The 24,758-nt window shown below is 75.1% G+C and carries 15 protein-coding genes; 7 read left to right on the top strand and 8 right to left on the bottom strand.

All coding sequences use genetic code 11. The features are described from left to right. Positions 1–96: 96 nt before the first annotated feature. The gene (locus tag LO771_RS11525) at positions 97–2,058 is read left to right on the top strand and encodes an ABC transporter ATP-binding protein (protein WP_230650822.1); all 1,962 of its coding nucleotides are present in this window, start codon (positions 97–99) and stop codon (positions 2,056–2,058) included. Next, positions 2,055–3,992 carry an ABC transporter ATP-binding protein gene (locus LO771_RS11520; protein WP_230650819.1) on the top strand — a complete coding sequence of 646 codons (1,938 nt, stop codon included), beginning with the start codon at positions 2,055–2,057 and terminating at the stop codon, positions 3,990–3,992. The genes LO771_RS11525 and LO771_RS11520 overlap by 4 nt, the downstream gene beginning before the upstream one ends. A gap of 134 nt (positions 3,993–4,126) precedes the next feature. Here the strand turns inward: LO771_RS11520 and LO771_RS11515 are convergent, their stop codons facing one another. The 5 genes from LO771_RS11515 to glgP all read right to left on the bottom strand — a co-directional run bounded on the left by LO771_RS11515 (position 4,127) and on the right by glgP (position 10,200). Further along, a complete protein-coding gene (locus LO771_RS11515) occupies positions 4,127–4,867 on the bottom strand; it encodes a hypothetical protein (protein ID WP_230650816.1) in 741 nt (246 codons plus the stop codon). A gap of 27 nt (positions 4,868–4,894) precedes the next feature. Then, positions 4,895–5,521 carry a hypothetical protein gene (locus tag LO771_RS11510; RefSeq protein WP_230650813.1) on the bottom strand — a complete coding sequence of 209 codons (627 nt, stop codon included), beginning with the start codon at positions 5,519–5,521 and terminating at the stop codon, positions 4,895–4,897. Next, complete coding sequence (locus LO771_RS11505) at positions 5,518–6,759, bottom strand: putative T7SS-secreted protein (protein WP_230650811.1); 1,242 nt, start codon at positions 6,757–6,759, stop codon at positions 5,518–5,520. The genes LO771_RS11510 and LO771_RS11505 overlap by 4 nt, the downstream gene beginning before the upstream one ends. A 13-nt stretch (positions 6,760–6,772) precedes the next feature. Next, a complete protein-coding gene (locus LO771_RS11500; RefSeq protein WP_230650809.1) occupies positions 6,773–7,363 on the bottom strand; it encodes a type VII secretion target in 591 nt (196 codons plus the stop codon). Positions 7,364–7,497: 134 nt separating this feature from the next. After that, the gene (glgP, locus tag LO771_RS11495) at positions 7,498–10,200 is read right to left on the bottom strand and encodes an alpha-glucan family phosphorylase (RefSeq protein ID WP_230650806.1); all 2,703 of its coding nucleotides are present in this window, start codon (positions 10,198–10,200) and stop codon (positions 7,498–7,500) included. A 1,209-nt stretch (positions 10,201–11,409) separates the two neighbouring features. Here glgP and LO771_RS11490 point away from each other — a divergent pair. From LO771_RS11490 to glgB, 4 genes are all read left to right on the top strand, one after another. Next, positions 11,410–13,422, top strand: a complete 2,013-nt coding sequence (locus LO771_RS11490; protein WP_230651041.1) for an alpha-1,4-glucan--maltose-1-phosphate maltosyltransferase — start codon at positions 11,410–11,412, stop codon at positions 13,420–13,422. After that, on the top strand, positions 13,419–15,122 hold the full coding sequence (gene treS / locus LO771_RS11485; RefSeq protein ID WP_230650803.1) for a maltose alpha-D-glucosyltransferase: 1,704 nt from the start codon (positions 13,419–13,421) through the stop codon (positions 15,120–15,122). Before LO771_RS11490 ends, treS begins: the two co-directional genes overlap by 4 nt. Positions 15,123–15,353: 231 nt before the next feature. Continuing rightward, positions 15,354–16,925 (top strand): maltokinase, encoded by a 1,572-nt coding sequence (locus tag LO771_RS11480; protein ID WP_230650798.1) that lies wholly within the window; start codon positions 15,354–15,356, stop codon positions 16,923–16,925. A 209-nt stretch (positions 16,926–17,134) separates the two neighbouring features. Next, complete coding sequence (glgB, locus tag LO771_RS11475; protein ID WP_308188875.1) at positions 17,135–19,504, top strand: 1,4-alpha-glucan branching protein GlgB; 2,370 nt, start codon at positions 17,135–17,137, stop codon at positions 19,502–19,504. 159 nt (positions 19,505–19,663) lie between these two features. Here glgB and LO771_RS31310 read toward each other — a convergent pair whose 3' ends face one another. From LO771_RS31310 to LO771_RS11460, 3 genes are all read right to left on the bottom strand, one after another. Further along, positions 19,664–20,341: a response regulator transcription factor gene (locus LO771_RS31310; protein ID WP_230650792.1), complete on the bottom strand. Its 678-nt coding sequence runs from the start codon at positions 20,339–20,341 to the stop codon at positions 19,664–19,666. Between the two features lie 204 nt (positions 20,342–20,545). Next, a complete protein-coding gene (locus tag LO771_RS11465; RefSeq protein WP_230650789.1) occupies positions 20,546–22,066 on the bottom strand; it encodes a sensor histidine kinase KdpD in 1,521 nt (506 codons plus the stop codon). Between the two features lie 791 nt (positions 22,067–22,857). Beyond that, entirely contained in the window at positions 22,858–23,571 is a 714-nt protein-coding gene (locus LO771_RS11460) for a signal peptidase I (protein ID WP_230650786.1), read from the bottom strand. A gap of 361 nt (positions 23,572–23,932) precedes the next feature. On the opposite strand from LO771_RS11460, the gene LO771_RS11455 reads away from it, so the two are divergent. Beyond that, complete coding sequence (locus tag LO771_RS11455; protein WP_230650784.1) at positions 23,933–24,598, top strand: TasA family protein; 666 nt, start codon at positions 23,933–23,935, stop codon at positions 24,596–24,598. Positions 24,599–24,758: the final 160 nt, after the last annotated feature.

The raw sequence follows: 24,758 nt of genomic DNA, 5'->3' as shown, positions 1-24,758 counted from the left end.
ACACGCCGGGCCGCGGGCGCGCCGCGGCCCCCTCCCGGGCGGAGCGGCCGGAAAACCGGGTGTGCTTGTCGGTGGTGAGTCGTACGCTCGCGAACGATGTCCGAAGACCCGGCCGCAGCCGCCACCCCGTCCCCTGCTCCGGCGCCCGCACCCGCGCCGAAGCGCTCCGCCGTGCGCTCCCTGCTCCGCCTGTGGCCCTACGTGCGGCCGGTGCGCTGGTTCCTGGCGGGCTCCACCACGGCCGCCCTGGTCGCCTCCAGCGCGGCGCTCCTGGTGCCGCTGGTCCTGCGGCGGATCGTGGACGGCCCGATCGCCCACCACGACACCGCAGGGCTCTGGCCGCTCGCCGGCCTGCTCCTGCTGCTGGGCATGGCCGAGGCCGGGCTGTTCGGCGTCCGGCGCTGGCTGATCGCCCGTCCGCTGGCGCGGGTCGAGCGGGCCATGCGGGGCGACCTGCACGCCCGGCTCCAGCGCCTCCCCGTCTCCTTCCACGACCGCTGGGCCTCAGGGCAGCTGCTGTCGCGCGCCACCTCGGACCTCTTCACGCTGCGGCTCTTCCTGGCCTTCCCGCTGGTCTTCCTGATCGTCAACACGGCGACCTTCCTGACCGGCGTGGCCATCATGTTCTCGCTGGACTGGCGGCTCGGGCTGATCCTCGTGCTGCCCGCCGCCCCGCTGGTGCTGCTCTGCTCGTACTTCGAGGCCCGGTACAGCAGGGCCGCCCGCCGGGCCCAGGACCAGATCGGCGACCTCGCCACGGTCGTCGAGGAGTCGGTCCTCGGGATCCGCATCCTCAAGGCCTTCGGCCGCCACCGCACCATGGCCCGGCGCTTCCGGGAGCAGGCGTCCGAGCTGCGCTCCACCGAGCTGCACAAGGCGCGGCTGCTGGCCGACCTGTGGGCGGTCGTCGTCGGCCTGCCCGAGGTCGCGCTCGGCGCGGCCCTGTGCACGGGGTGCGTGCTGGTCGCCCACGGCCACCTCAGCGCGGGGACCCTGGTCGCCTTCCTCTCCACCGCGCTGGCGCTGCGCTGGCCGGTGGAGTCCCTGGGCTGGCTGCTGGCGTACAGCAACGAGGCGGCGACCGCGGCCGACCGGTTCTTCGAGGTCATGGACACCCCCGAGGCCGAGGAGCAGGACGCGTCCGCCGCGGGCCGGGCCCGGGCGGACCGGCCGCAGGCGGACCGGGCCTCCGGCGGCGCCGTGCCGGACGGCATCCGCTTCACCGGCGTCCGGTTCCGCTACCCCGACGCACCGCCGGACTCCCCCGACCTGCTGCGCGGCGTCGACCTGCACGTCCGGCCCGGCGAGACGATGGCCCTGGTGGGCGCCACCGGCAGCGGCAAGACCACCCTCACCGCCCTGATCCCCCGCCTGTACGACGCCACCGCCGGATCGATCACGCTGGACGGCACCGACGTCCGCGACCTGTCCCGGCGGCAGGTGCGCGAACGGGTCGCCACCGCCTTCGAGGAGCCCACGCTCTTCTCCGCCTCGGTGCGGGAGAACGTCCTGATGGGCGCCCCCGGCGCCGGGCAGGAGGCGCTGGACCGGGCACTGGACACCGCCCAGGCCCACTTCACCCGCCGGCTGCCCGACGGGCTGGACACCCAGGTCGGCGAGCAGGGCCTCAGCCTCTCCGGCGGCCAGCGCCAGCGGCTGGCCCTGGCCCGCGCCGTCGTCGGCCGACCCGCCTTCCTGGTGCTCGACGACCCGCTGTCCGCGCTGGACGTGCACACCGAGGCCCTGGTGGAGGAGGCCCTGCGCCACGTCCTCGCCGACACCACGGCACTGGTGGTGGCGCACCGGCCGAGCACCGTGCTGCTCGCCGACCGGGTGGCGCTGCTGGCCGACGGCCGGATCGCCGCGGTCGGCACGCACCAGGAGCTGCTGGGGTCCTGTCCCGCCTACCGGGAGCTGATGTCCGGCGAACCGGCCGGCCGGGAGCACACCGCGGACGGCACCGGTGGGGCGGACGGCACGGAGAGCACGGTGGGCACGGAGCCCGCGGACCGCACCGGCAGGACGGACACCGTCCGGGAAAGGAGCACGGCCCGATGACCTCGACCACCGAGACGGAGCCGGACGCCCTGCGGGACGGCCCCGGCCCGGAGCCCGCGGGCACCGGGACCGCGGCCCCGGCCCACGCCGACGGCACCTCCGAGGACACCCCCGACGGCATCGCCGCCGACGACGCCGGGCCCCCGCACGGGGAGGACGAGGACATCCCCGTCCCGCCGGGCGCCCCCCGCGCGCTGCTGCGCAGCCTGATGGGCCCCCACCGGCGGCGGATCGCCGTCGCCATGCTGCTGATCCTGGTCCAGCAGGCCGCCCTCCAGGCCGGGCCGCTGCTGGTGTCGGTCGCCATCGACCGGGCCATCCCCGCGCTGCGCCGCAGCGACTCCGGCCCGCTGGTGGCCGTCACCGCCGCCTACCTGGGCTGCGCCCTGCTGGGCACCCTGCTCCAGCGGGCCTTCATCCGGCTCTCCGGCCGCATCAACCAGGACGTCCTGCTGGACCTGCGCGGCCGCATCTTCCGGCACGCCCAGCGGCTCAGCCTGGACTTCCACGAGCGCTACACCTCCGGCCGGATCATCTCCCGCGCCACCAGCGACGTGGACGCCCTGCGGGAGCTCCTCAACGAGGGCCTGCAGGAGCTGCTCTCGGTCGCCCTGTCGGTCACCTACATCTCGGTGCTGCTGCTGGTGATGGACTGGCGCCTGGGCCTCGCCTCCCTGGCGTCCTTCGTGCCCGTGTACCTGCTCACCCGGTCCTTCCGGCGCCGGTCCCGCACGGTGTACCGGCGCTCCCGCACCGCCGTGGCGACGGTGATCGTCCGCTTCACCGAGACCATGAACGGCATCCGGCCGGTGCAGGCGTTCCGCCGGGAGCAGGCCAACGACGAGGCGTTCGGCGTCGTCAACGCCGAGTACGCGACGGCCAACGCGGACGGACTGCTCGCGATGGCCCGCTTCGTCGCCTCCTCCCGCGCCACCGCCAACGCGTGGATCACGGCCGTGGTGCTGTGGGGCGCGTACCTGGTCGCCGACGGGAGCCTGCGGCTGGGCGTGCTGGCCGCCTTCGTGCTGTACCTGCGACGGCTGTTCGACCCCATCGACCACCTGGCCATGTTCCTCAACAGCTACCAGTCGGCGTCCGCGGCCCTGGAGAAGATCGCCGGCCTGCTGGCCCACGAGCCGACCGTCGCCGAGCCCGCCGAGCCCGAGCGGCTGCCGGAGCGGCCGGAGGCGTCGGCCAAGGGGCTCGAGGTGGCCTTCGAGGGCGTCTCCTTCGCCTACCGGAACGGCAAGGAGGTGCTGCCCCGCTTCGACCTGGTGCTGCCCGCCGGGCAGACGGTCGCCGTGGTCGGCGCGACCGGCGCGGGCAAGTCCACGCTCGCCAAGCTGCTGGCCCGCTTCCACGACCCCACGGACGGCCGGATCACCCTGGACGGCGTGGACCTGCGCCGGCTCTCCACCCCCGACCTGCGCCGCGGCGTGGTGATGGTGACCCAGGAGTCCTTCCTCTTCTCCGGGACGGTCGCCGACAACATCGCCGTCGGCCGGCCCGGGGCCACCCGCGAGGAGGTGGAGGAGGCCGCCCGGGCCATCGGAGCGTACGACTTCGTCGCCGCGCTGCCGGAGGGCTTCGACACCGACGTGCGCAAGCGCGGCGGACGGATCTCGGCGGGCCAGCGGCAGCTGGTCGCCTTCGCCCGCGCGCTGCTCGCCGACCCGGCCGTCCTCATCCTCGACGAGGCCACCTCGTCGCTGGACGTGCCCGGCGAGCGGGCCGTCCAGGAGGCCATGCGCACCGTGCTGGCGGGCCGCACGGCGGTGATCATCGCCCACCGGCTCTCCACCGTGGAGATCGCCGACCGGGTGCTGGTCATGGAGCAGGGCCGCGTCGTCGAGGACGGCACCCCCGCCGACCTGATCGGCTCCGCCGGCCGCTTCGCCGACCTCCACCAGGCCTGGCGGGACAGCCTGGTCTGACCCGCCCGGGTCCGGCCGGTCCGGTCCAGGAGGACCGGACCGGCCGGAGGACGGGCGCGTACCGGCCGGAGGGCGCGGGGAGGGGCGACCGGACGGGTCACCGGCCCCGGCACGGCAGGCTGCCTGACGCCAGGTCAGCCGAACGCGGCGGTGATCCGGGACGCCCCGTCACCCGCCGGGACCGGAACGACCGGCCCGCCCTGGCCGCCGCCGTACCCGCCTGTGCCCCCGCCGTCCCCGCCGCCGTGCCCGTCCGTGACGAACCGCAGGCTGCGCAGCAGGTCCACGACCACCGGGCAGTAGACCTCCCAGTCCTGCACGCTGGGCGTGGTGAAGGTGACGACCAGCAGGCTCCGCCGGGCCGGGTCGGCCGCCGCCGGCACCGGGATCCACGCCTGCAGCGTGGCCACGGTCACCGGCTCGTCCTCACCGGACTCGGTCAACTCCGCAGGGATCACCATGCCGGGTGCGGCCTCGACGGTGATCGCCGCCGGGCCGCACGGCAGGTCGTACCGCTGGACCTTGCGGTTCTCCGACCCGGGTCCGCCCCCCCGGATGCGAAGGACACCCTCGACGGCGACCTCCGGGTCGGTGCAGTCCGCTTCCGTATGGGCCAGGAAGAGAGAGGAGGCCGAGGGATGGTCTCCGACCCTGCCGAGCGCGGTGGAGGCATGGAAGATTCCCAGTTCCCTCATGAGCCGCGAGGACTGCTCATAGTCGGTCAGCAGTCCCTTGAGCACGAAGGCCGGAATGTCCTCGACCCGTTCGGCGCCGATGCGGTGGACGAGTGCGGTGCGGACCTCGTCGGGATCCGCACCGATCGCCAGGTCGTGGAAGTCCGGCGGAAGGTCGAAAACGACCTGATAGTCGGGCATGCCGTCACCGGCCTTTCTCTGCGGCGTTCAGCGCAGTGTCGCGGGCGGCGGGCCAGGTGGGGAGCCTGCCCCGACGGATGCGTCTCCGATGCCCAGCCTGGCTCTGGCCCTGGCAGCACCGGCCGCATGACGACGCGGGACGAAGACCGTGCCGATGAGGGTGCAGACGAAGAGAGCAGCAACGACGACGGCCCACACCAGCCAGAAACCGGGGCCGCGCCCCCAGGCGGCGACGGCGCCACCGCCCGCAACCATCGCCAGGACACCCCAGAAGTAGCGGGAGTTTCCCCTGTCGACCATGACGAGCGAGAGGAGGTCGGCACGCTCCTCCCGGGTCGGCAGGGCGACCTTCGCTCCAGGGTGCCAGCCAGGCGGCGTCCAGCCCCACGGTGCACCCATGGACCAGGAGACCGGCGGGGGAAACGTCGGATCGAGGTGCGGAGCGCGCATCCAGGCGGCCCTCCGCCGGGCAGAGGCTGAATCATCGCGGACGAAGTGGAACAGCGCCCCGTTCTTGAGGGGAGACAGCCCTTCGTAGCGGTAGCCGTACAGGTAGGACATCCACAGAAGCTCAGGGCCGTCCATCGTGTACTGCGAGGAGTCCACGCGGGGGCGGCCGTCGAAGAGCGCGGCGATCCGGTCGAGGTTCATCACTTCCCCCGCTGATCCGCAGCAGCGGCGTCCTTCTTGCTGCCGTCGTGCCAGGCGTTCTGGAAGCCGACCAGGAGGCCTCCCGCGAGAGGGGAGCCGAGAACCGTGGTGACGGCGTACTCGTCATGCTGGCGCTTGCCCTTCGGCTGGAAGTAGCCGAGGGTGTGAGGGTCTCCGACCATGTCCTTCAAGGACATGGTGTTGAGGAGGAATCCCGTTCCGCCTGTGACCAGTTCCCCCTGGGCTGCTGCGCGGACGACCCGGGGTGCCGCCATCCCGACTCGTCCCGCAACCGCGATGCCGTCGCCGAACCCGAAGGACAGGGCACCGAACGTGTCCTGGGCGAGAGTGCTGCCGGACACGTCCGCCCCACCCGCCTTGGCCGCCGCATGGAAGCCCAGAGCGCCCAGGCCGAGCACACCTGACGTCGCATTGAGCATGAGTCCGACGGGCTCCACAGGAGGGAAGGCACAGCCGACAAGGTCGATCGCGGTGCCGACCACGCCCACCAGCGTGCTGGCGGTGGAAAGCATGTCCCCCACCGCCGCGATGGCGTTGGCGTGGTTCTTGACGAAGTCGGCGACGGACCTGGCCATCCGCAGCTGGAGGGTGACGAGGTCCTTGATGCCGTCGGCGAGGCGGTCGAAGAGGCCGGGGCCGTCGGGGGCGCCCTCTGCGGCGCGACGGATCGCGGCGGCGCAGCGGTCGGCGAGGTCCTTGTGCTGGCCGGCGAGGTCCATGGCCTGCGCCCGGATCTCGCCGAGCGCCTGGGAGGCGGCCTCCAGCTCGCGGTTGGCGGCGTCCAGCCGGGACTGGGCGGCGGCGAGGTCGGCGTCGTTGTCGAAGACGTGGCCGGCCAGGTCCAGGTCGGGGTTGTCCTCCGCCCGCTTCATCCGCGCGTGGGCCTGCTCGGCCTCGTGCTCGTAGGCGCGGGCCTTGGACTGCATGCCGTCGAGGTCGGCGCGCCAGCCGTCGAGCTGCCGGGCGGCCTCCTCGAAGGACCGGCGGGCGGCGTCGAGCTGGGCGGGCAGCGGCGCGACGCGGGCGCTGAAGCCCCGGGCGGCGTCGCCCTGCCAGTCGGTGCCGCCGCCGGTGACCCGGCGGAGGGTCTGGTGGGCGGCCTCCAGGTGCCGGGCCGACGAGGTCAGCTGCATGACCAGGGCGTCGACGTTGCCGGGGTTGCCCGGTGCGGGGTCGAAGCCGAGTGCGGGGAAGTCGGGGTCGAGCGTGAAGCCGGTCATCTGCGGATCCCCCTCAGACCGTGCGGATGTCGTCGCGGCGGACGAACTCCGCGGAGCCGTCGCCGTGGTCGATCGGTACCGTGTCCGGCCCCTGGGGCCGCCAGTCGCCGGGCCGGAGCCGGTACGGCATGGTCTGCACGTCCCCGGGGCCCGCGCCCTGGCCGTGCCCCTGGTCCTGGCCGTGCCCCCGGCCCTGGTCGGGGAGCAGCGCCGGTCCGCCGTCCAGCGACCGCGGGTCCGGCGGCAGGTGCTGCCCGCCGCCGTGCTCGATCCGGCCCGGCCCCGGCCGCGGCCCCGGCCCCGCGCCGCCGTCGAGGGCGCTGCGGAACATGCCGCTCAGGGCGTCCTCCGTCGCACGGTAGGCCTTGGCGGTGGCCTCCAGGCCCTGGGTGACGGCCTCGGCGGTCTCCCGGATCTGCTGGAGCCCGTAGCCCCATGTGTCCTGGAAGTCGTCGCAGGCGTGGTCCAGGTTCTTGCTGCCGGTGGTCCTCGGACCGGTGGTCTCCATGGAGTGCCGGGCGGCGGTCATCGCCGCGACGCTCTCCTTCAACTCCCTGGCCAGCGCGTCCAACTGCTGGACGTCCACGCTGAACGATCCCGACACCCGTTCCCCCTCGGTGTGGTCGGCGGCAGGCCCGGCGCCGTGGACGGGCCGGGAAAAACGCGTGCCATCCTAACCACAGGCGCACGGGCGCCCCCCGCCCGAGTGGGGACGGGGGGCGCTCGGGAGGGGGTGCGTCAGCGCAGCAGGCCGGCGTCCATGCCCGCCGACTCCGGCGGGACGGCGACGAGCCCGAGCTCGGCGGTGGAGGCCAGCAGGGGGTGCGAGGGAAGCACCCGAACGGTGTACCCGAAGGGGCCGGTGCGGGCGAGTTCCAGCGGTCCCTCGTAGAGCCAGCGGCCGTCGAGGCCGGGCCTGCCGGAGGGCTTGAGCGAGACGACGGCCGCGTCGGTGATGCGGTCGCTGTCGTCGACCCGGCCGGCGACCACCTGGACGTCCACGTCCGACGGCTCCAGCGCGCCGAGCGCGACCTGGACCCGCAGCGCGAGGGTGGAGCCGAGTTCGGGGGCGTCGGCGGGTCCCCCGGCCTCCACGTGCTCCACCCGGACCGCCGACCAGGCCTCCCGCACGCGGGACTTCCAGCCGGCGAGCTCGCGGGCGCCGGAGTACGCCTCCCCGTCGGGGACCGTCCCGGCGAGGCGCCGCTGGGCGGCCGCGGCGGGGGCGTAGAGCCGGTCGACGTACTCGCGGACCATGCGCCCGGCGAGCACCTTGGGGCCGAGGTGGACCAGGGTGTGGCGGACCATCTCGATCCAGCGGTGCGGCAGCCCGCCGGGCCCGCGGTCGTAGAAGCGGGCGGCGACCTGGTGCTCGATCAGGTCGTACAGCGCCGAGGCCTCCAGGTCGTCCCGGCGGTCGGCGTCGATGCCCTGGCCGCCGGTCATGCCGGCGCCGTGGACGTTGCCGCCCACGCCGGTGCCCTCGGCGGTGGGGATCGCCCAGCCGTTGGACCCGTCGAACCACTCGTCCCACCAGCCGTCGAGCACCGAGAGGTTGAGGCAGCCGTTGAGGGCGGCCTTCATCCCGGAGGTGCCGCAGGCCTCCAGCGGGCGGAGGGGGTTGTTGAGCCAGACGTCGCAGCCGGGGTAGAGGTGCTGCGCCATGGCCATGTCGTAGTCGGGCAGGAAGACGATGCGGTGGCGCACCGCGGGGTCGTCGGAGAAGCGGACCATCTCCTGGATGAGCCGCTTGCCGCCGTCGTCGGCCGGGTGGGCCTTGCCGGCGATGACGATCTGCACCGGCCGCTCGGGGTGGAGCAGCAGGCGGCGCAGCCGCTCGGGGTCGCGCAGCATCAGGGTGAGCCGCTTGTAGGAGGGCACCCGGCGGGCGAAGCCGATGGTGAGGACGTCGGGGTCGAGCGCGGACTCGGTCCAGCCGAGTTCGGCGTCGCCGGCGCCGCGCTGCCGCCAGGAGGTGCGCAGCCGGCGGCGGGCCTCGTCGACGAGCTGGGCGCGCAGGGCGCGGCGCAGCTCCCAGATGTCGGCGTCGGCGATGGCCTCGACGCCGTGCCAGCGCTTGGCCTCGCCGGTGATCATGGCGTTCTCGGCGTGGGCGGCGCCGATCTCGCGGGCGCCCAGCCGGACCACGGCGGGGTCGATCCAGGTGGGGGCGTGGACGCCGTTGGTGATGGAGGTGATGGGCACCTCCGGGGCGTCGAAGCCCGGCCACAGGCCGTTGAACATCCGGCGGCTGACCTCGCCGTGGAGGGTGGAGACGCCGTTGGCGCGCTGGGCCAGGCGCAGGCCCATCGCGGCCATGTTGAACAGGCGGGGGTCGCCCCCCTCCCAGGACTCGGCGCCGAGCGCGAGGACCCGGTCGGCGGGGACGCCGGGCAGGGCCGCGTCGCCGCCGAAGTGGCGGGCGACCAGGTCGCGGTCGAACCGGTCGATGCCCGCCGGGACGGGCGTGTGGGTGGTGAAGACGGTGCCGGCGCGGACCGCCTCCAGGGCGGCGTCGAAGTCGAGGCCGGTGCCGTGGGCGAGTTCGCTGATGCGCTCCACGCCGAGGAAGCCGGCGTGGCCCTCGTTGGTGTGGAAGACCTCGGGCTCGGGGTGGCCGGTGAGGCGGCAGAAGGTGCGGACGGCGCGGACGCCGCCGATGCCGAGCAGCATCTCCTGGAGCAGCCGGTGCTCGCTGCCGCCGCCGTAGAGGCGGTCGGTGACGTCGCGCTCGGCGGCGGAGTTCTCCTCGATGTCGGAGTCGAGGAGCAGCAGCGGCACGCGTCCCACCTGGGCCTTCCAGATGTGGGCGTGCAGCCGACGGCCGCCGGGCAGGGTGAGGACGACGCGGCAGGGGCTGCCGTCGGGCTCGCGGAGGAGGCTGACGGCGAGTTCGTTGGGGTCGAGCAGCGGGTAGCGCTCCTGCTGCCAGCCGTCCCGGGAGAGGGACTGGCGGAAGTACCCGTGCCGGTAGAACAGGCCGACGCCGACGATGGGCACGCCGAGGTCGCTGGCGGCCTTGAGGTGGTCGCCGGCGAGGATGCCGAGGCCGCCGGAGTACTGCGGCAGGGCGGCGGCGATCCCGTACTCGGGGGAGAAGTAGGCGACGGCGGCGGGGAGCGGCTCGCCGTCGGTGCCGGGCGGGGCGCCCTGGTACCAGCGGGGGCCGGTGAGGTAGTCGTGGAGCTCGTCGGCGGTGTCGTGGAGGCGGCGCAGGAAGCGCCGGTCGGCGGCGAGGGCCGCCAGCCTGGCCGCGGGGACCTCGCCGAGGAGGCGGACCGGGTCCTCGCCGGTGGCCTCCCAGACCTCAGGGTCCACGGAGCGGAAGAGTTCCCGGGTCTCCGGGTGCCAGGACCACCGCAGGTTGAGAGCGAGGTCGTGCAGCGGCTGGAGTTGCTCGGGCAGGACGGTGCGGACTGTGAATCTGCGGATTGCCTTCACCCTCGGAAGCCTAGCCGCGGGGGTGGCGCGCGGGCAGCGTCAACTCGTCGTCCGGGGGCCGTTCGGCCCAGCGTCGGAGATCACTGCGGGCGCGGGGCCGCACGCGGCGGCGCAGGGGGCGCGCGGTCTGCTCCGTCCGCGCGCCGGGCGCGCGGGGGTCCGCCCGGAGCGTCCGGCTGCGGCCGAGACACGCCGCAGACAGGACCAAACTGCTGCGTGGCGGCGGACGCCGGTGCGAGGATGCGTGCGGGGCGAAGGCTCCCCGCGGAGGTCCGGCCGGACGCCGGTTCCGTCGGGGCTCCGTGCCCGGATGTCCCTGTTTCCCGTTTCCCCTGTTCCTCCCCCTCGCTCCCGCCCGGATCCGCTTCCGCGTCGACATGATCACCGGTGGCTGATGTCTGCGTGTCCTCGCTCCGTGCGCGCTCGTTCTCGAGTCGGGTACGGCTGCCCGTCCGGACCACCCTCCGGGACGGCTGTCGGGGCGCTCCCGACCGGAGCGTGCGCCGGAGTGCGTCCGGCCCCCGCCGGGGGCGCGCGGCCGGGGGCCCGGCCGCCGACAGGTTGCCGGACGGAGAGGCGGGGGAAGGCTCTCCGGGACCGCAACCGCATCCGGTCCTTCGTCCCGAAACCAGTCCTCCCGGTACTCCTCCCGGCCCCGCCGCCCCGTTCCGGACGCGGTGGGCCCCGCGGTGGGAGCTGCCGCCGATCGCGGGCAGGAGCTTCGCCATGCACGACGAGAAGCGGACACCGTCCGTCCCCACGACCCCGCCGGAGACCTCCGGCCGCACCACCGGACGGGTTCCGCAGGCCGACCAGACCCCCGCGGTGCCGGCGCAGCAGGCGCCTCCGTCCGGGGGGACGGTTCCGGCCCTGAAGGCCGCGGAGACGGCGGGCGCCCCGGTGGGCGCCGCCGGGACGCGGAAGACGGCGACGGCGACGGCTGCGGAGAAGACACCGGTGGCGAAGAAGACGGCTGCGAAGAAGACCCCCTCCGAGAAGACCTCTGCGGGGGAGGCCCCCGCGGGGAGGGCCGCCGCGAAGCAGGCGGCGGTGAGGAAGACGGCGGTGAGGAAGACGGCCGAGAAGGCCCCGGCGAAGAAGGCCCCGGCGAAGCGGCCCGCGGCGAAGAAGGCCCCCGCCCGGCGCCCCGCCGCCCCGGCGGTGGCACAGGCGGCGGCCCCGGCGGGCGGCACAGCGGACGGCGGCACCATGGTGGGGCGCATCCCCGTCCTGGACGTGCGGCCGCTGGTCGACTGCGGCCGCCGCCCCGCCAAGGCGGTGGCGGGCGAGACCTTCCCCGTGACGGCCACGGTGTTCCGCGAGGGCCACGACGCGGTCAACGCGAACGTGGTGCTGCGCGGCCCCAACGGCCAGGCCGGGCCCTGGACGCCCATGCGCGAGCTCGCCCCCGGCACCGACCGGTGGGGCGCCGACGTGACGCCCACCGGCGAGGGCCTGTGGACGTACGCGGTGGAGGCGTGGAGCGACCCGGTGGAGACCTGGCGGCACCACGCCAAGGTGAAGATCCCCGTGGGGATGGACACCGAGCTGGTGCTGGAGGAGGGCGCCCTGCTGCTGGAGCGGGCCGCCGCGGGCGTGCCCGAGGACGACGGCCGGGCCGCGGTGCTCGCCGCCGTCACCGCGCTGCGCGACTCCGGGCTGCCCCCGATGACCCGGCTGGCCGCGGCGGTCTCCGCCGAGGTCGCCGCCGTCCTGGTCCGCCACCCGCTGCGGGAGCTGGTGACCTCCTCGCGGCCGCTGCCGCTGCAGGTGGACCGCCCGCGGGCGCTGTTCGGCTCCTGGTACGAGTTCTTCCCGCGCTCCGAGGGCGCGGTCGTCGACCCGGCCGGGCTGGAGCCGCCGCGCAGCGGCACGCTGCGCACCGCCGCGGAGCGGCTGCCGGCCGTCGCGGAGATGGGCTTCGACGTCGTGTACCTGCCGCCGATCCACCCGATCGGCCGGGCGTTCCGCAAGGGCCCCAACAACACGCTGACCGCGGGCCCGCACGACGTGGGCTCGCCATGGGCGATCGGCTCGCCCGAGGGCGGCCACGACGCGGTCCACCCGGACCTGGGCACGATCGAGGACTTCGACGCCTTCACCGCCCGCGCCCGGGAGCTGGGCATGGAGGTGGCGCTGGACTTCGCGCTCCAGTGCTCGCCGGACCACCCGTGGGTGGAGAAGCACCCGGAGTGGTTCCGGCACCGCGCCGACGGCTCCATCGCCTACGCGGAGAACCCCCCGAAGAAGTACCAGGACATCTACCCGATCGACTTCGACCGGGACTTCGACGGCCTGGTCCGCGAGACGCTGCGGGTGCTGCGCTTCTGGATGGACCACGGCGTGCGCATCTTCCGCGTGGACAACCCGCACACCAAGCCGGTGCTCTTCTGGGAGCGGGTGCTGGCCGACATCGCCCGCACCGACCCGGACGTGCTCTTCCTCGCCGAGGCGTTCACCCGCCCCGCGATGATGCACACCCTGGGCAAGATCGGCTTCCACCAGTCGTACACCTACTTCACCTGGCGCAACGGCAAGCAGGAGCTGACGGAGTACCTGACCGAGCTGAGCGGGGAGGCGGCCTCCTACATGCGGCCGAACTTCTTCGTGAACACCCCGGACATCCTGCACGCCGTGCTGCAGCACGGCGGCCCGGCGGCCTTCGCGCTGCGGGCGGTGCTGGGCGCCGCCCTCTCGCCCTCCTGGGGGGTGTACGCGGGCTACGAGCTGTACGAGGGGACCGCCGTGCGGCCGGGGTCGGAGGAGTACCTGGACTCGGAGAAGTACCAGCTGCGGCCGCGCGACTGGGCCGCCGCCGAGGCCGAGGGCCGCACCCTGGCCCCGCTGATCACCGCGCTCAACCGGCTGCGCCGGCGCCACCCGGCGCTGCGCGAGCTGCGCAACATCCGCTTCCACCACGCGGACAACGACTCCGTGCTGGCCTTCTCCAAGCGCACCACGGGCGCCGGGGTCGGCGGCGCCGGGGCCCCGTCCGACCACGACGACGCCGTGCTGGTGGTGGTCAACCTCGACCCCCACCACGCGCAGGAGGCGACCGTCTCCCTGGACCTGCCCGCACTCGGGCTGGAGTGGCACGACCACCTGACGGTGCGCGACGAGCTCACCGGTGCCACGTATCGCTGGGGTCAGCACAACTACGTCCGGCTCGACCCGTCCCAGCAGCCGGCGCACATCCTCACGGTTCGGAGGACCGCAGAGTGATCGTCAACGAGCCCGTTCCCGACACGTTCGAGGACACCCCCCAGAAGGACCGCGACCCGGACTGGTTCAAGCGGGCGGTGTTCTACGAAGTCCTCGTCCGCTCCTTCCAGGACAGCAACGGAGACGGCGTCGGGGACCTCAAGGGGCTCACCGCGAAACTGGACTACCTGCAGTGGCTGGGCGTGGACTGCCTCTGGCTGCCGCCGTTCTTCGCCTCGCCGCTGCGCGACGGCGGGTACGACGTCTCGGACTACACCGCGGTGCTGCCCGAGTTCGGCGACCTGGCCGACTTCGTGGAGTTCGTGGACGCCGCCCACCAGCGGGGCATGCGGGTGATCATCGACTTCGTCATGAACCACACGAGCGACCAGCACCCGTGGTTCCAGGAGTCCCGCAAGAACCCGGACGGGCCGTACGGCGACTACTACATGTGGGCCGACGACGACAAGCAGTTCCCGGACGCGCGGATCATCTTCGTCGACACCGAGACGTCGAACTGGACGTACGACCCGGTCCGCAAGCAGTACTTCTGGCACCGCTTCTTCTCCCACCAGCCGGACCTGAACTTCGACTCCCCGGCGGTCCAGGAGGAGATGATCGCGGCCCTGAAGTTCTGGCTGGACCTGGGCATCGACGGCTTCCGGCTGGACGCGGTCCCGTACCTGTACGCCCGCGAGGGCACCAACTGCGAGAACCTGCCCGAGACGCACTCCTTCCTCAGGCGGGTGCGGGCGGAGATCGACGCCGCCTACCCCGACACGGTGCTGCTGGCCGAGGCCAACCAGTGGCCGGAGGACGTCGTCGACTACTTCGGCGACTTCGAGGGCGGCGGCGACGAGTGCCACATGGCGTTCCACTTCCCGGTGATGCCGCGGATCTTCATGGCGGTCCGCCGCGAGTCGCGCTACCCGGTCTCGGAGATCCTGGCCAAGACGCCGAAGATCCCCGCGGGCTGCCAGTGGGGCATCTTCCTGCGCAACCACGACGAGCTGACCCTGGAGATGGTCACCGACGAGGAGCGCGACTACATGTACGCGGAGTACGCGAAGGACCCGCGGATGCGGGCCAACGTGGGCATCCGCCGCCGGCTCGCGCCGCTGCTGGACAACGACCGCAACCAGATCGAGCTCTTCACCGCGCTGCTGATGTCGCTCCCCGGCTCGCCCGTCCTCTACTACGGCGACGAGATCGGCATGGGCGACAACATCTGGCTGGGCGACCGCGACGGGGTGCGCACCCCGATGCAGTGGACACCCGATCGAAACGCCGGTTTCTCGTCCTGCGACCCGGGCAGGCTCAACCTGCCGACCATCATGGATCCGGTCTACGGCTTCCAGGTGACCAACGTCGAGGCGCAGATGAGCAACACCAGCTCGCTGCTCCACTGGACCCGCCGGATGATCGAGATCCGCAAGCTCAACCCGGCCTTCGGGCTGGGCAGCTACGCCGAGCTGCCGTCCAGCAACCCGGCGGTGCTGGCCTTCGTGCGCGAGTACGGGGACGACCTGGTCATGTGCGTGAACAACTTCTCCAGGTTCGCGCAGCCGACCGAGCTCGACCTCCGCGAGTACGCGGGCCGGCACCCCGTGGAGCTGATCGGCGGCGTGCGCTTCCCGGCGATCGGCGAGCTGCCGTACCTGCTGACCCTGGCGGGGCACGGGTTCTACTGGTTCCGACTGCGCCGGCCCGACGCACTCTGACCCGGCGGACCCCGGACCGCGGGGCCTCCCGGCGCGGCGACGGGCCGTGCCGGGAGGGCCCACCGCACCACCGTACGGAGACATACCAGGAACCCACCACACCCGCCCAAGGCGTGACATGCGGTCCCGGACCGCGTGCCGGAGCCGCCGCGCCGCTGAAATCCGGAAGACTGGCAAATCCGGCTAACCCACCCGAGCCGGGCATACCGTCTCATCCGGGGAAAGGGAGCCATGTCGGACACCTCCCGGTCTCGAGCCACCGTCAACAGCGGACCGCGCAGCGGCCCCGCGGCCCGTCCAGGCACCCGTGCCGGAACCGACGCCCTGGTCGAAGCAGCACTGCCGCTGCTGCAGTCCTGGCTGCCCGGTCAGCGCTGGTTCGCCGGCAAGGGGCGGCCGGTCACCGGGATCACACCGATCGGCGCCACCCTCCTGCTGGAGGGCGACCCCGCCCTCGTCCACCTGCTGCTGCGGGTCGAACAGCGCACGGGCGGCGACGACCAGTCCACCGCGGACGTCTACCAGCTGCTGCTGGCCGCCGGCGCCGAACTGCCGGGGCGGCTCGGCGGCGCCGTCATCGGCCGCCTCTCCGGAGGCCCCTACGACGGCACCGTCGTCTACGACGGGGCCCACGACACCGACCTCACCCGCTGGCTGCTCACCCGGTTCGCCGAGCCGGGCGACGTGGGCCCGCTGGCGTTCCGGCGGCTGCCCGGCGCGCAGATCCCGGCCGGACTCGTCGGCCGGGCCGTCACCGCCGAGCAGAGCAACACCTCGCTGGTCTACGGCAACGCCCTGATCCTCAAGCTCTTCCGGCGGGTCAGCCCCGGCGTCAACCCCGACCTGGAGCTGTCGCTGGCCCTCGCCCGGGCCGGGTCCACCCGCATCCCCCGCCCGGCCGCCTGGTTCGAGACGCGGCTGGCCGGCAGCGGCGACTCCGACCCGGCCACCCTGGGCCTGCTCCAGCAGTTCCTGGCGGGCGCCCGCGACGGCTGGGAGCTGGCCCTGGAGCACGTGCAGCGGCTGTGCACCGAGCCGGAGTGGTCCAGCGGCCGCGACGGGCGGCCCGCCGACCACGTCAGCGGCAACTTCTCCGCCGAGGCGTTCCTGCTGGGCCGGGCCACCGCCGAGGTCCACCTGGCCCTCGCCCGCACCCTGCCCGTCGGCGTCCTCGACCGGGCGCAGACCGACCAGCTGGCCGCCGCCATGGCCCGGCGGCTGGACGCGGCCACCGTGGCCGTGCCCGACCTGCTGCCCTACCGGCCCGCCCTCCAGGACGCCTTCCGGGCCCTGGCCGACCCGGGCCGCGACGGGCGCCCGCTGCGCATCCAGCGCATCCACGGCGACCTGCACCTCGGCCAGTCCATGCGGACCGCCGACGGCTGGGTGCTGCTGGACTTCGAGGGCGAGCCCGCCAAGACCCTCGCCGAGCGGCGCCGGCTGCGGCCCGCCGTGCAGGACGTGGCGGCGATGCTGCGCTCCTTCGACTACGCGGCCGCCCACCTGCTCGCCGAGCAGCCCGCGACCGTGCCCGACCCGCGCGGCGGCGGCCGCCAGTCCGCCGACCGCGACCACCTGGCGCGGCTGGCCACCGCCTGGGCGGTCCGCAACCGGGCGGCCTTCTGCGCCGGGTACGCGGCGGGCGGCGGCGAGGACCCGCGCACCGACCCGGCGCTGATGCGGGCCTTCGAGATCGACAAGGCCGTGTACGAGGTCGTGTACGAGGCCCGGCACCGGCCCGACTGGCTGCCCATCCCGATGTCCGCCGTCCGCCGCCTCGCCGCGGGCGCCGCCCCGGCGTGACGGCAGCGGGCCGGTTCCCCGGAGCCGGCCCGCCCGCGGACCCGACACCCCACGCCCGACCGGCGGGCCGCCCCGGCGGCCCGCGCCCCGTGACCCGAACCCCCGCGACACCGACCCGCGCGACCCGAACCCCCGCGACCCGAACCCCGCGACACCGACCCGCGCGACCCGAACCCCGCGACACCGACCCGCCCGAGGAGGCATCGGCCGTGACCGCGTCCGACCCGACCCGCCCGACTTCGCAGCTCCAGCGGCAGCAGCCGTCCGTGGTGGCGCCCCGACCCGATACGGAGTCCGCTCCCGCCGGGGACGCGCCCGCCGGGCCGTCCGCCGCCGGCGGCGGACGGGAGTCGGAGCCGATCCGGCTGCCGGAGGCGCCGCTCTCCCCCGGCGAGATCGACCGGCTGGTCTCCGGCGCCCACCACGACCCCCACGGCGTCCTCGGGGCGCACCCGGTGCAGGGCGGGGTGGCGGTCCGGGCGCTGCGGCCCATGGCCGAGCGGGTCGTGGTGGAGACGACCATCGGCCGCGCGGAACTGGTCCACCAGCGGGACGGCCTGTTCACCGGCATGCTGCCGGTGGACCTCGTCCCGGACTACCGGCTGCGGGTGACCTACGGCGGCACCGAGCACGTCCAGGAGGACGGCTACCGCTTCCTGCCCAGCCTCGGCGAGATCGACCTGCACCTCATCCGCGAGGGCCGGCACGAGCAGCTGTGGGAGGCCCTCGGCTCGCACGTCCGCAGCTACGAGAGCGCGTTCGGCACCGTCACCGGCACGACCTTCGCCGTGTGGGCGCCCAACGCGGTGGGCGTGCGGCTCGTCGGCGACTTCAACGGGTGGAACGGCTGCTGCCACCCCATGCGCTCGCTGGGCGCCTCCGGCGTGTGGGAGCTCTTCGTGCCCGGCATGGGCGAGGGCACCCGGTACAAGTACGAGATCCGCACCCGCGACGGCCGGCTGATCCAGAAGGCCGACCCGCTGGCGCAGTCCGCCGAGTGCCCGCCGGGCACCGCGTCGGTCGTGCACACCTCGCGGTACACGTGGGGCGACGGGGAGTGGATGGCCGCCCGGGAGGCCGGGCAGCACCACCGGGAGCCCATGTCGGTCTACGAGGTGCACCTGCCGTCCTGGCGGCCGGGGCTCTCCTACCGGGAGCTCGCCGAGGCGCTGCCGGAGTACGTGAAGGAGCTGGGCTTCACCCACGTGGAGTTCCTGCCGGTGATGGAGCACCCCTTCGGCGGCTCGTGGGGCTACCAGGTCTCCTACTACTACGCGCCGACCGCCCGGATGGGCGGGCCCGACGACTTCAGGTTCCTGGTGGACGCCCTGCACCGGGCGGGCATCGGCGTGATCGTCGACTGGGTGCCGGCGCACTTCCCCAAGGACGACTTCGCGCTGGCCCGCTACGACGGCGAGCCGCTGTACGAGCCCGCCGACCCGCTGCGGGCCGAGCACCCCGACTGGGGGACCCTGGAGTTCGACTACGGCCGCACCGAGGTCCGCAACTTCCTGGTCGCCAACGCCGTCTTCTGGTGCCAGGAGTACCACGTGGACGGGCTGCGGGTGGACGCGGTGGCCTCCATGCTCTACCTCGACTACTCGCGCGAGCACGGGCAGTGGACCCCCAACCAGTACGGGGGCAGGGAGAACCTGGACGCCGTCGCCTTCCTCCAGGAGATGAACGCGACCGTCTACCGGCGCTGCCCCGGCGCGGTCACCATCGCCGAGGAGTCCACCGCCTGGGACGGCGTCACCCGGCCCACCCACGCCGTCGGCCCGGGCGGCACCGGCGGCCTCGGCTTCGGCCTGAAGTGGAACATGGGCTGGATGCACGACTCCCTGGAGTACATGTCCAAGGACCCGGTGCACCGCAGGTACCACCACAACGAGATGACCTTCTCGATGGTGTACGCCTACTCGGAGAACTACATCCTGCCGATCTCGCACGACGAGGTGGTGCACGGCAAGGGCTCGCTCGTCTCCAAGATGCCCGGCGACTGGTGGCAGCAGCGGGCCAACCTGCGGGCCTACCTCGCCTTCATGTGGGCGCACCCGGGCAAGCAGCTGCTCTTCATGGGGCAGGAGTTCGCGCAGGGCTCCGAGTTCGACCACGACGCCGGGCCGCAGTGGTGGGTGCTGGACGAGAAGTGGCCGGCCGCCGAGGACCACAGGGGCGTGCAGCGGCTGGTGGCCGCCCTCAACCGGGTCTACCGGGACACCCCGGCCCTGTGGGAGCGGGACACCGACCCGGCGGGCTTCTCCTGGCTGGACGGCGGCGCGGCCGAGGACAACGTCTTCTCCTTCGTCCGCCACGACACCGCCGGGAACCCGCTGGTGATGGTCAGCAACCTCTCCCCCGTCGTCCGGCGGGGCTACCGGGTGGGGCTGCCGCACGCCCCCGCCGGGTCGCACGGGCTGTGGACCGAGGTGCTCAACACCGACGCGGCCGTCTACGGCGGCAGCGGGGTCGGCAACCCGGACCCGGTCAAGGCCGAGGCCGACAGCCGGCACGGGCGCGACGTCAGCGCCGAGCTGGTCCTGCCGCCGCTGGCGACGATCTGGCTCCGGCCCGCCTGAGCCGCCTGTGCCGGGACCGGTCCGTCCGGTCCCGGCGCGGGGAGCCGCCCGGCCCGCTGTCCGTCCGGTGGCGGGCCGGACGTGCACCGGGGATGCGCCGGGGGTGCGCCGGGCGGGGTCCCCGCGGCCGGGACGCCCCGGCAGTCCGGCCGGCACGGGTCAGGACCGGGACGGGGGGAACAGCTCGCGGCCCAGGGCGGCCGCCTCCAGCTGGGAGTTGACCTCCAGTTTGACGAGGATCGACCGGATCTGGCTGCGCACGGTGGAGAGCGCGACCCAGGACTCCTCGGCGATGGCCCGGGCCCGGCGGCCCTCCGCGAGGGCGCGCAGCACCGCCGCCTCGCGCGGGGTCAGGCGCTCCAGCAGGCGGGACCGGTCGGCGGCCCCCGCCGCGGGCCGGTCGGCGACGGTGCGGCGGTGCAGGTCGACCAGCTCGGCGCGCTCGGCGGGGGCGAGCACCGGGAAGCCCGCCGCGGCGTCGAGCGCGGTGCGGACCAGGTCCTCGAAGGGGGCGGACTTGGCGACCCAGCCCACCGCGCCGCGGCAGACCGCGGCGGCGATCCGGGCGCGGTCGGTGGTGCCGGTGACCACCAGCACCGTCCAGCCCGCCGCGCAGAGCGGGGCCACCAGTTCGACGCCGTCCAGTTCGGTGCCGTCGTCGCCGCGCCCGAGGTCGAGGTCCAGGAGGGCGAGGCCCGGGGGCAGCCCGGCCGCCTCGTCGAGCAGGGCGGCGAGGGTGCGGCCGACGGCGGTGCAGGCGTCCAGCCCGTGTCCGCGCAGGGCGAGGACCAGGCTGGTGCCGACGAGTCGGTGGTCGTCGATGACGAGTACGGTCACGGTCTTCCCCGGAGAGGGCGGAGGGGCGGTTCGTCGTGCGGGAGGAGGGGCCGGCGCGGGCGGGACGGGGCCGCGGGGCGGACGGCGCCCGGACCGGTGGCCCCGGGGCCGGGTCCATGGGGCGGACCCGGCGGGTGGAACCGGCGGGTGGGACCGGCGGGTGGCGGACCGGCGGCGGGACGGATCCGTCCGGCCGGGGGGAGGTCAGGCGGCGGACACCCGGGCGTCCGGCTCCCCGGCGGCGGGCAGTTCCACCACCGCCGTGCAGCCGGGCCGCAGCGGGTCGCGGGGCAGGAGACGGACCGCGCCGCCGTGCTCCGCGAGCAGCCGGGAGCTGACGTACAGGCCGAGCCCGCTGCCGCCCGCACCGGTGTCGCGCACCCCGCGCCGCATCACCCGCCGCTCGGCGCCCGGGGCCAGCCCCGGGCCGTCGTCGGCGACCTCCACCAGGACCGCGCCGCCCTCCCTCCGGGCCGCCACCCGCACCCGGGCGCCGGGGGCGTGGCGCTCGCAGTTCGCCAGGAGGTTGCTGGCCACCTGGGCGAGGACGGAGGCGGGAACGGTGGTGCGCAGCCCCGGCTCGGCCGCCAGCTCGACGTCGGCGCCCACCGTGCGGCGCAGCACCACCAGCCGGCGCAGCACCGGCTCCACCTCGTGGCCGTCCGGGTCGTCGGACGGGCGGCTGCCGTCGCGGGCCAGCAGCTCCCGGAGGCGCTCCAGCTCGGCCTGGACGGCGGCGCCCAGCTCGGCCTGCTCGCCGGGGCCCAGCCGGGCGCCCGCGGCCCGCAGCAGGTAGGCGGCGCCGGACAGGCCGGCCAGGACGTTGCGCATCTCGTGGTCGCGCTCGGCGGCCTGCCGGGCCCGGCGGTCGGAGGCACGCAGGCGCCCCTCGACCCGGTCGGCCTGGTGGAGGAAGTCGGCGGTCAGCGCCGCCAGCACGACGAGCAGGCCCAGCAGCCGGAGCGCGGCGGAGACCAGGTCCGGCGCCCAGACCGGGTGGCCCGCCAGCACCCTCCCCAGCTGGGCGGCCGCGGCCACGGAGAGCCCGAGGCCGAGCCGGGTGCGCAGCCGGTCGCCGCGGCGGAGCCCGGTGCCGAGGTGCGCCAGCGAGACGGCGAGCCAGGCCGCCGCCAGCGCCAGGGCGGGCGGCCGGTCGCCGGACGAGGACTGCAGCGGCGGCAGGAGGGATGGTCCGAGCAGGCCGCCGGCCGCGGTCGCGGCCACCGCGGCCAGGACTCCGCGCAGGCCCCGGGCCCAGCGGAGCGGGCGGGTGCGGAGCGCGGCGGCCAGCAGCAGGACGAAGCAGACCGAGGCGGTGAAGCGGATGGCGGCCAGCCAGCGCAGCGCCTCGTCGGACCCGGTGTCGACCACCGAGGCGGGCATCAGGACGAGGCTGTGCAGGAGCAGCGCCGCCGCGACGACCGGGTGCGGCCGGCCGCCCCCGCCGGCCAGCCGCGGGGTCAGCGCGGCGACGCCGACCGCGGCCGCGCCGGTGCCGGCGGCGGCGAGGACGAGCAGGAGGTGGGTCTGCCGCAGCGGGAGCAGGCGGTCGGCGGGACCGGCGGCGAGCAGCAGGGCGGCGGCCGTGGCGGCGGCCACCGCCGCGGTGTCGCCGGTCGCGCCCCAGCGGGCCGGTCCGCGGCGCAGGACGGCCCGGAGCCGGGGCCGGGACCGCCGCGGGGCGCGGTGGATCCGGCGGGCGGAGGTCTGGTGTCCTGCTGTCATACGCATCCCCCAGCTGCCGACGCGGTCCCCGGCCCGGCCCGGACGCGCAGGTGGCAGGCAGGAGCGCGGCCCGCAGGCGGGCAGATCGACGCGGTGCAACCGTTCGGCACCGCAGCGTGACGGATCGTAGTCCAGGCCGCTGACAGACGGCGCCGAACCGGCGTATTCCCCCCTCCGACCGGAACTCCCGCTATCGTCCGCGCCCCCCGGTGCCTCCCTGCGCACCGGACCGGCCGGCGCCGTCCGCGGCACCGCCGGCCGGGGCACCATCCGCCGGGGCAGCACTGCCCGGGGCAGGGCCGCCCGGGGGCACGGCCCGGTGCCTGCCGGTGCCCCCGCTCCCGCCGGTCGTCCGTCCGCCCCCTGTCCGCCCGGCGCCGGCCTGTCCGGTGTCCGCCGGCCGGCCGGTCCCCGCCGGTCCGGCGGCGTCCGGGTGCGCGCCCTGCGGGGCTGGGCCGCTCCGGGCGGCGGGGCCGGGGGCCGGGGACCGGTCCGGGGAGCCGGCCGCACCGGGAGCGGCGGCCGCAGGCGCGGCCGCCTCGGAGCGGGGGGTTTCGGCGTGGGGGGTTTCGGCGTGGGGGGTTTCGGGGTCGGGGATCTCGGGGTCGGGGGCCGTGTCGACGCGGACGGTGCCGGAGTCCGCGGTGTCGGTGAGCCAGGCGCCGGTGGTGCCCCAGAGCGGTGTGGAGGCGGCGGTCCCGGCCGCGCCGAAGAGGACCGCGGCGGCGAGGCGGCGCAGCAGCGGGCTCGGTGCGGCGGCGGGGGCGGGCCGCCTGCGGTGGCGCCCGCGGTCAGGCACCGCCGTCCCACTCCACCGTGCCGTGCCCGCGCCTGCGGCCGGGCTCCGGGCCTGCGCCCCCCTCCTGCGGCGCCCCGGCGCCCCCCTCCGCCGGGCGGAGCGCCCAGGCGAGCGTCCGCGCCCCCCAGACGCCGAGGGCGAGGCCGCCGACGACGAGTGCGCCGGCCCCGGAGAGCAGCCGCTGCCGCCAGAGGCCGATCTGCGGCAGGTGGAACCAGACCCGGCCCCGGACGTCGGACGCGTCACGGCGGCCGGGGTCGTCGACGCGGTTGGCGTCGCCCTTCGTGGTGAACGACAGCCCGACGCGGCTGCTGTGGACCGCCACCACCCGGTGGGTGACCAGCTGCTCCCCGCCGGACGGGGAGCGGCCGGACCGGAAGGTGACCACGTCGCCGCGTCTGATGGATCCGGGCTGCACCGGGCGGTCCACCACCACGGACCCGGGCGGGATCGCCGGGTCCATGCTCCCGGTGAGGACGGTCAGCACCGAGCCGTGCACGGCCAGCGGGAGCACGGTCAGCGCCAGGGCCAGGGCGACGGCCCCCGCCGCGGCGAGCAGGACCAGGACCTGGGCCGCGACGCGCAGGGCGCCCCCGGGGCCCCGCGGCGCCCTGCCCCGGCCGCGCGGCGAGCCGGTGGTGCGGGAGGGGCCGCCGCGGCCCCGCCCGCGGCGGCCCCGGCGCCCCCCGGAGGCCCTGCCCGGCACCGGGGGGCCGGCCGCGGGACGGCGGTGCGATCCCCTCGCCCGGGGAGCCGTGGTCGCCACAGTTGATCTCCCGCCCGTGCCTTCCCCTTCCGCGCGGCCCGTGGTCGGCCGGCGGCGTGTGCGTCGCGACCGGGGGCCCTGACACCAGTCGCCCTTCCGATCCTTCCGCGGGGGCTGGTCCGGCGCATCGTCAAAAGTGGGGATAGGCGCTTACTGCGCTTTGGTGATGTGGCGGGGGCGGCCCCTCGGCAGTCTTGTCGTCAGATGCCGCACCGGCAGGGAGGTGCGGGCGGAACGCACGTGGCGTGCAGCGGCGGACCACCGCGCGGACGTGGACGGACATGAGGACGGTCGGGACGGGATGAGCGTGTTCAGGAGCAGCAGGAAGGTCGCCGCGCTCGCCGGATCGGTATCCCTGGCCGCCGCCGCCGTGGCCGTCACCGGAGGGACCTACGCGTGGTTCACCGACACCCAGAACACCGGCTCCACCACCGTCCAGACCGGCACCCTCACCCTCGGGTCAGCGTCCACCACCTCGGCGCCGTCGGCGACGGACCTCGTCCCGGGCAGTCCGCTGCCGACGCTCAGCGCGGTGTTCAGCGGCGGCGGCTCGCTGAGCGGCAAGGTGCGCCTCGCCCTGCACCGGGACGGCGTCGGGTCCGGCGAGGAGGCGGTCCGGGACGCGGACCTCAAGTACTTCCACCTGCACGTCGCCATCGAGCGGCGCAGCAGCACGGGCCGCGACCTCGGCGACAAGGAGTTCGACATCGACCTCGACGACGCGTTCGCCCACAGCCTGGGGCCCAACGGCCCGCAGTCGGGTGACGTGCCGTACACGCGGACCGACGGCGACTACGCCGGGTTCGCGGAGTACTTCAGGCTCGATCCGGGGGACCAGCAGCGGGTGACGGTCACCGGGCGCATCGACGAGCAGGCCGGCAACAGCATCCAGGGCAAGTCCCTGGCCTACAGCCTGACGGCCACGCTGATCCAGCTCCAGGCACCCGACGCGACGGTGGCCGGGTAGCGGGGCGGAGGCAGCAGCAGACCTGGTGCAGGGTCCGGCCGTACGGCCGGGGGGCCGCGGGCGGTTGGGGAACCGTCCGGCGGGCGCCGGACCCGGTACCGAGGATCCCGCGCACGGCAGGGGAGGCCGCGCGGGGGAAGGAGTCCCGCCGGGGGGATCC

Origin of the sequence: Streptacidiphilus sp. ASG 303 (genome assembly GCF_020991365.1) — a bacterium.
Lineage (GTDB): Bacteria > Actinomycetota > Actinomycetes > Streptomycetales > Streptomycetaceae > Peterkaempfera.
Note: the sequence above shows the minus strand (reverse complement) of the source record. Positions and strands in the feature narration are given on the sequence as shown.

What these genes read in the sequence shown, in the direction of transcription:
- LO771_RS11525 (WP_230650822.1), top strand. Translation starts at nt 97, where the DNA reads ATGTCCGAAGACCCGGCCGCAGCCGCCACCCCGTCCCCTGCTCCGGCG.
- LO771_RS11520 (WP_230650819.1), top strand. Translation starts at nt 2,055, where the DNA reads ATGACCTCGACCACCGAGACGGAGCCGGACGCCCTGCGGGACGGCCCC.
- LO771_RS11515 (WP_230650816.1), bottom strand. Translation starts at nt 4,867, where the DNA reads ATGCCCGACTATCAGGTCGTTTTCGACCTTCCGCCGGACTTCCACGAC.
- LO771_RS11505 (WP_230650811.1), bottom strand. Translation starts at nt 6,759, where the DNA reads ATGACCGGCTTCACGCTCGACCCCGACTTCCCCGCACTCGGCTTCGAC.
- LO771_RS11490 (WP_230651041.1), top strand. Translation starts at nt 11,410, where the DNA reads ATGGTGGGGCGCATCCCCGTCCTGGACGTGCGGCCGCTGGTCGACTGC.
- LO771_RS11480 (WP_230650798.1), top strand. Translation starts at nt 15,354, where the DNA reads ATGTCGGACACCTCCCGGTCTCGAGCCACCGTCAACAGCGGACCGCGC.
- LO771_RS11465 (WP_230650789.1), bottom strand. Translation starts at nt 22,066, where the DNA reads ATGACAGCAGGACACCAGACCTCCGCCCGCCGGATCCACCGCGCCCCG.
- LO771_RS11455 (WP_230650784.1), top strand. Translation starts at nt 23,933, where the DNA reads ATGAGCGTGTTCAGGAGCAGCAGGAAGGTCGCCGCGCTCGCCGGATCG.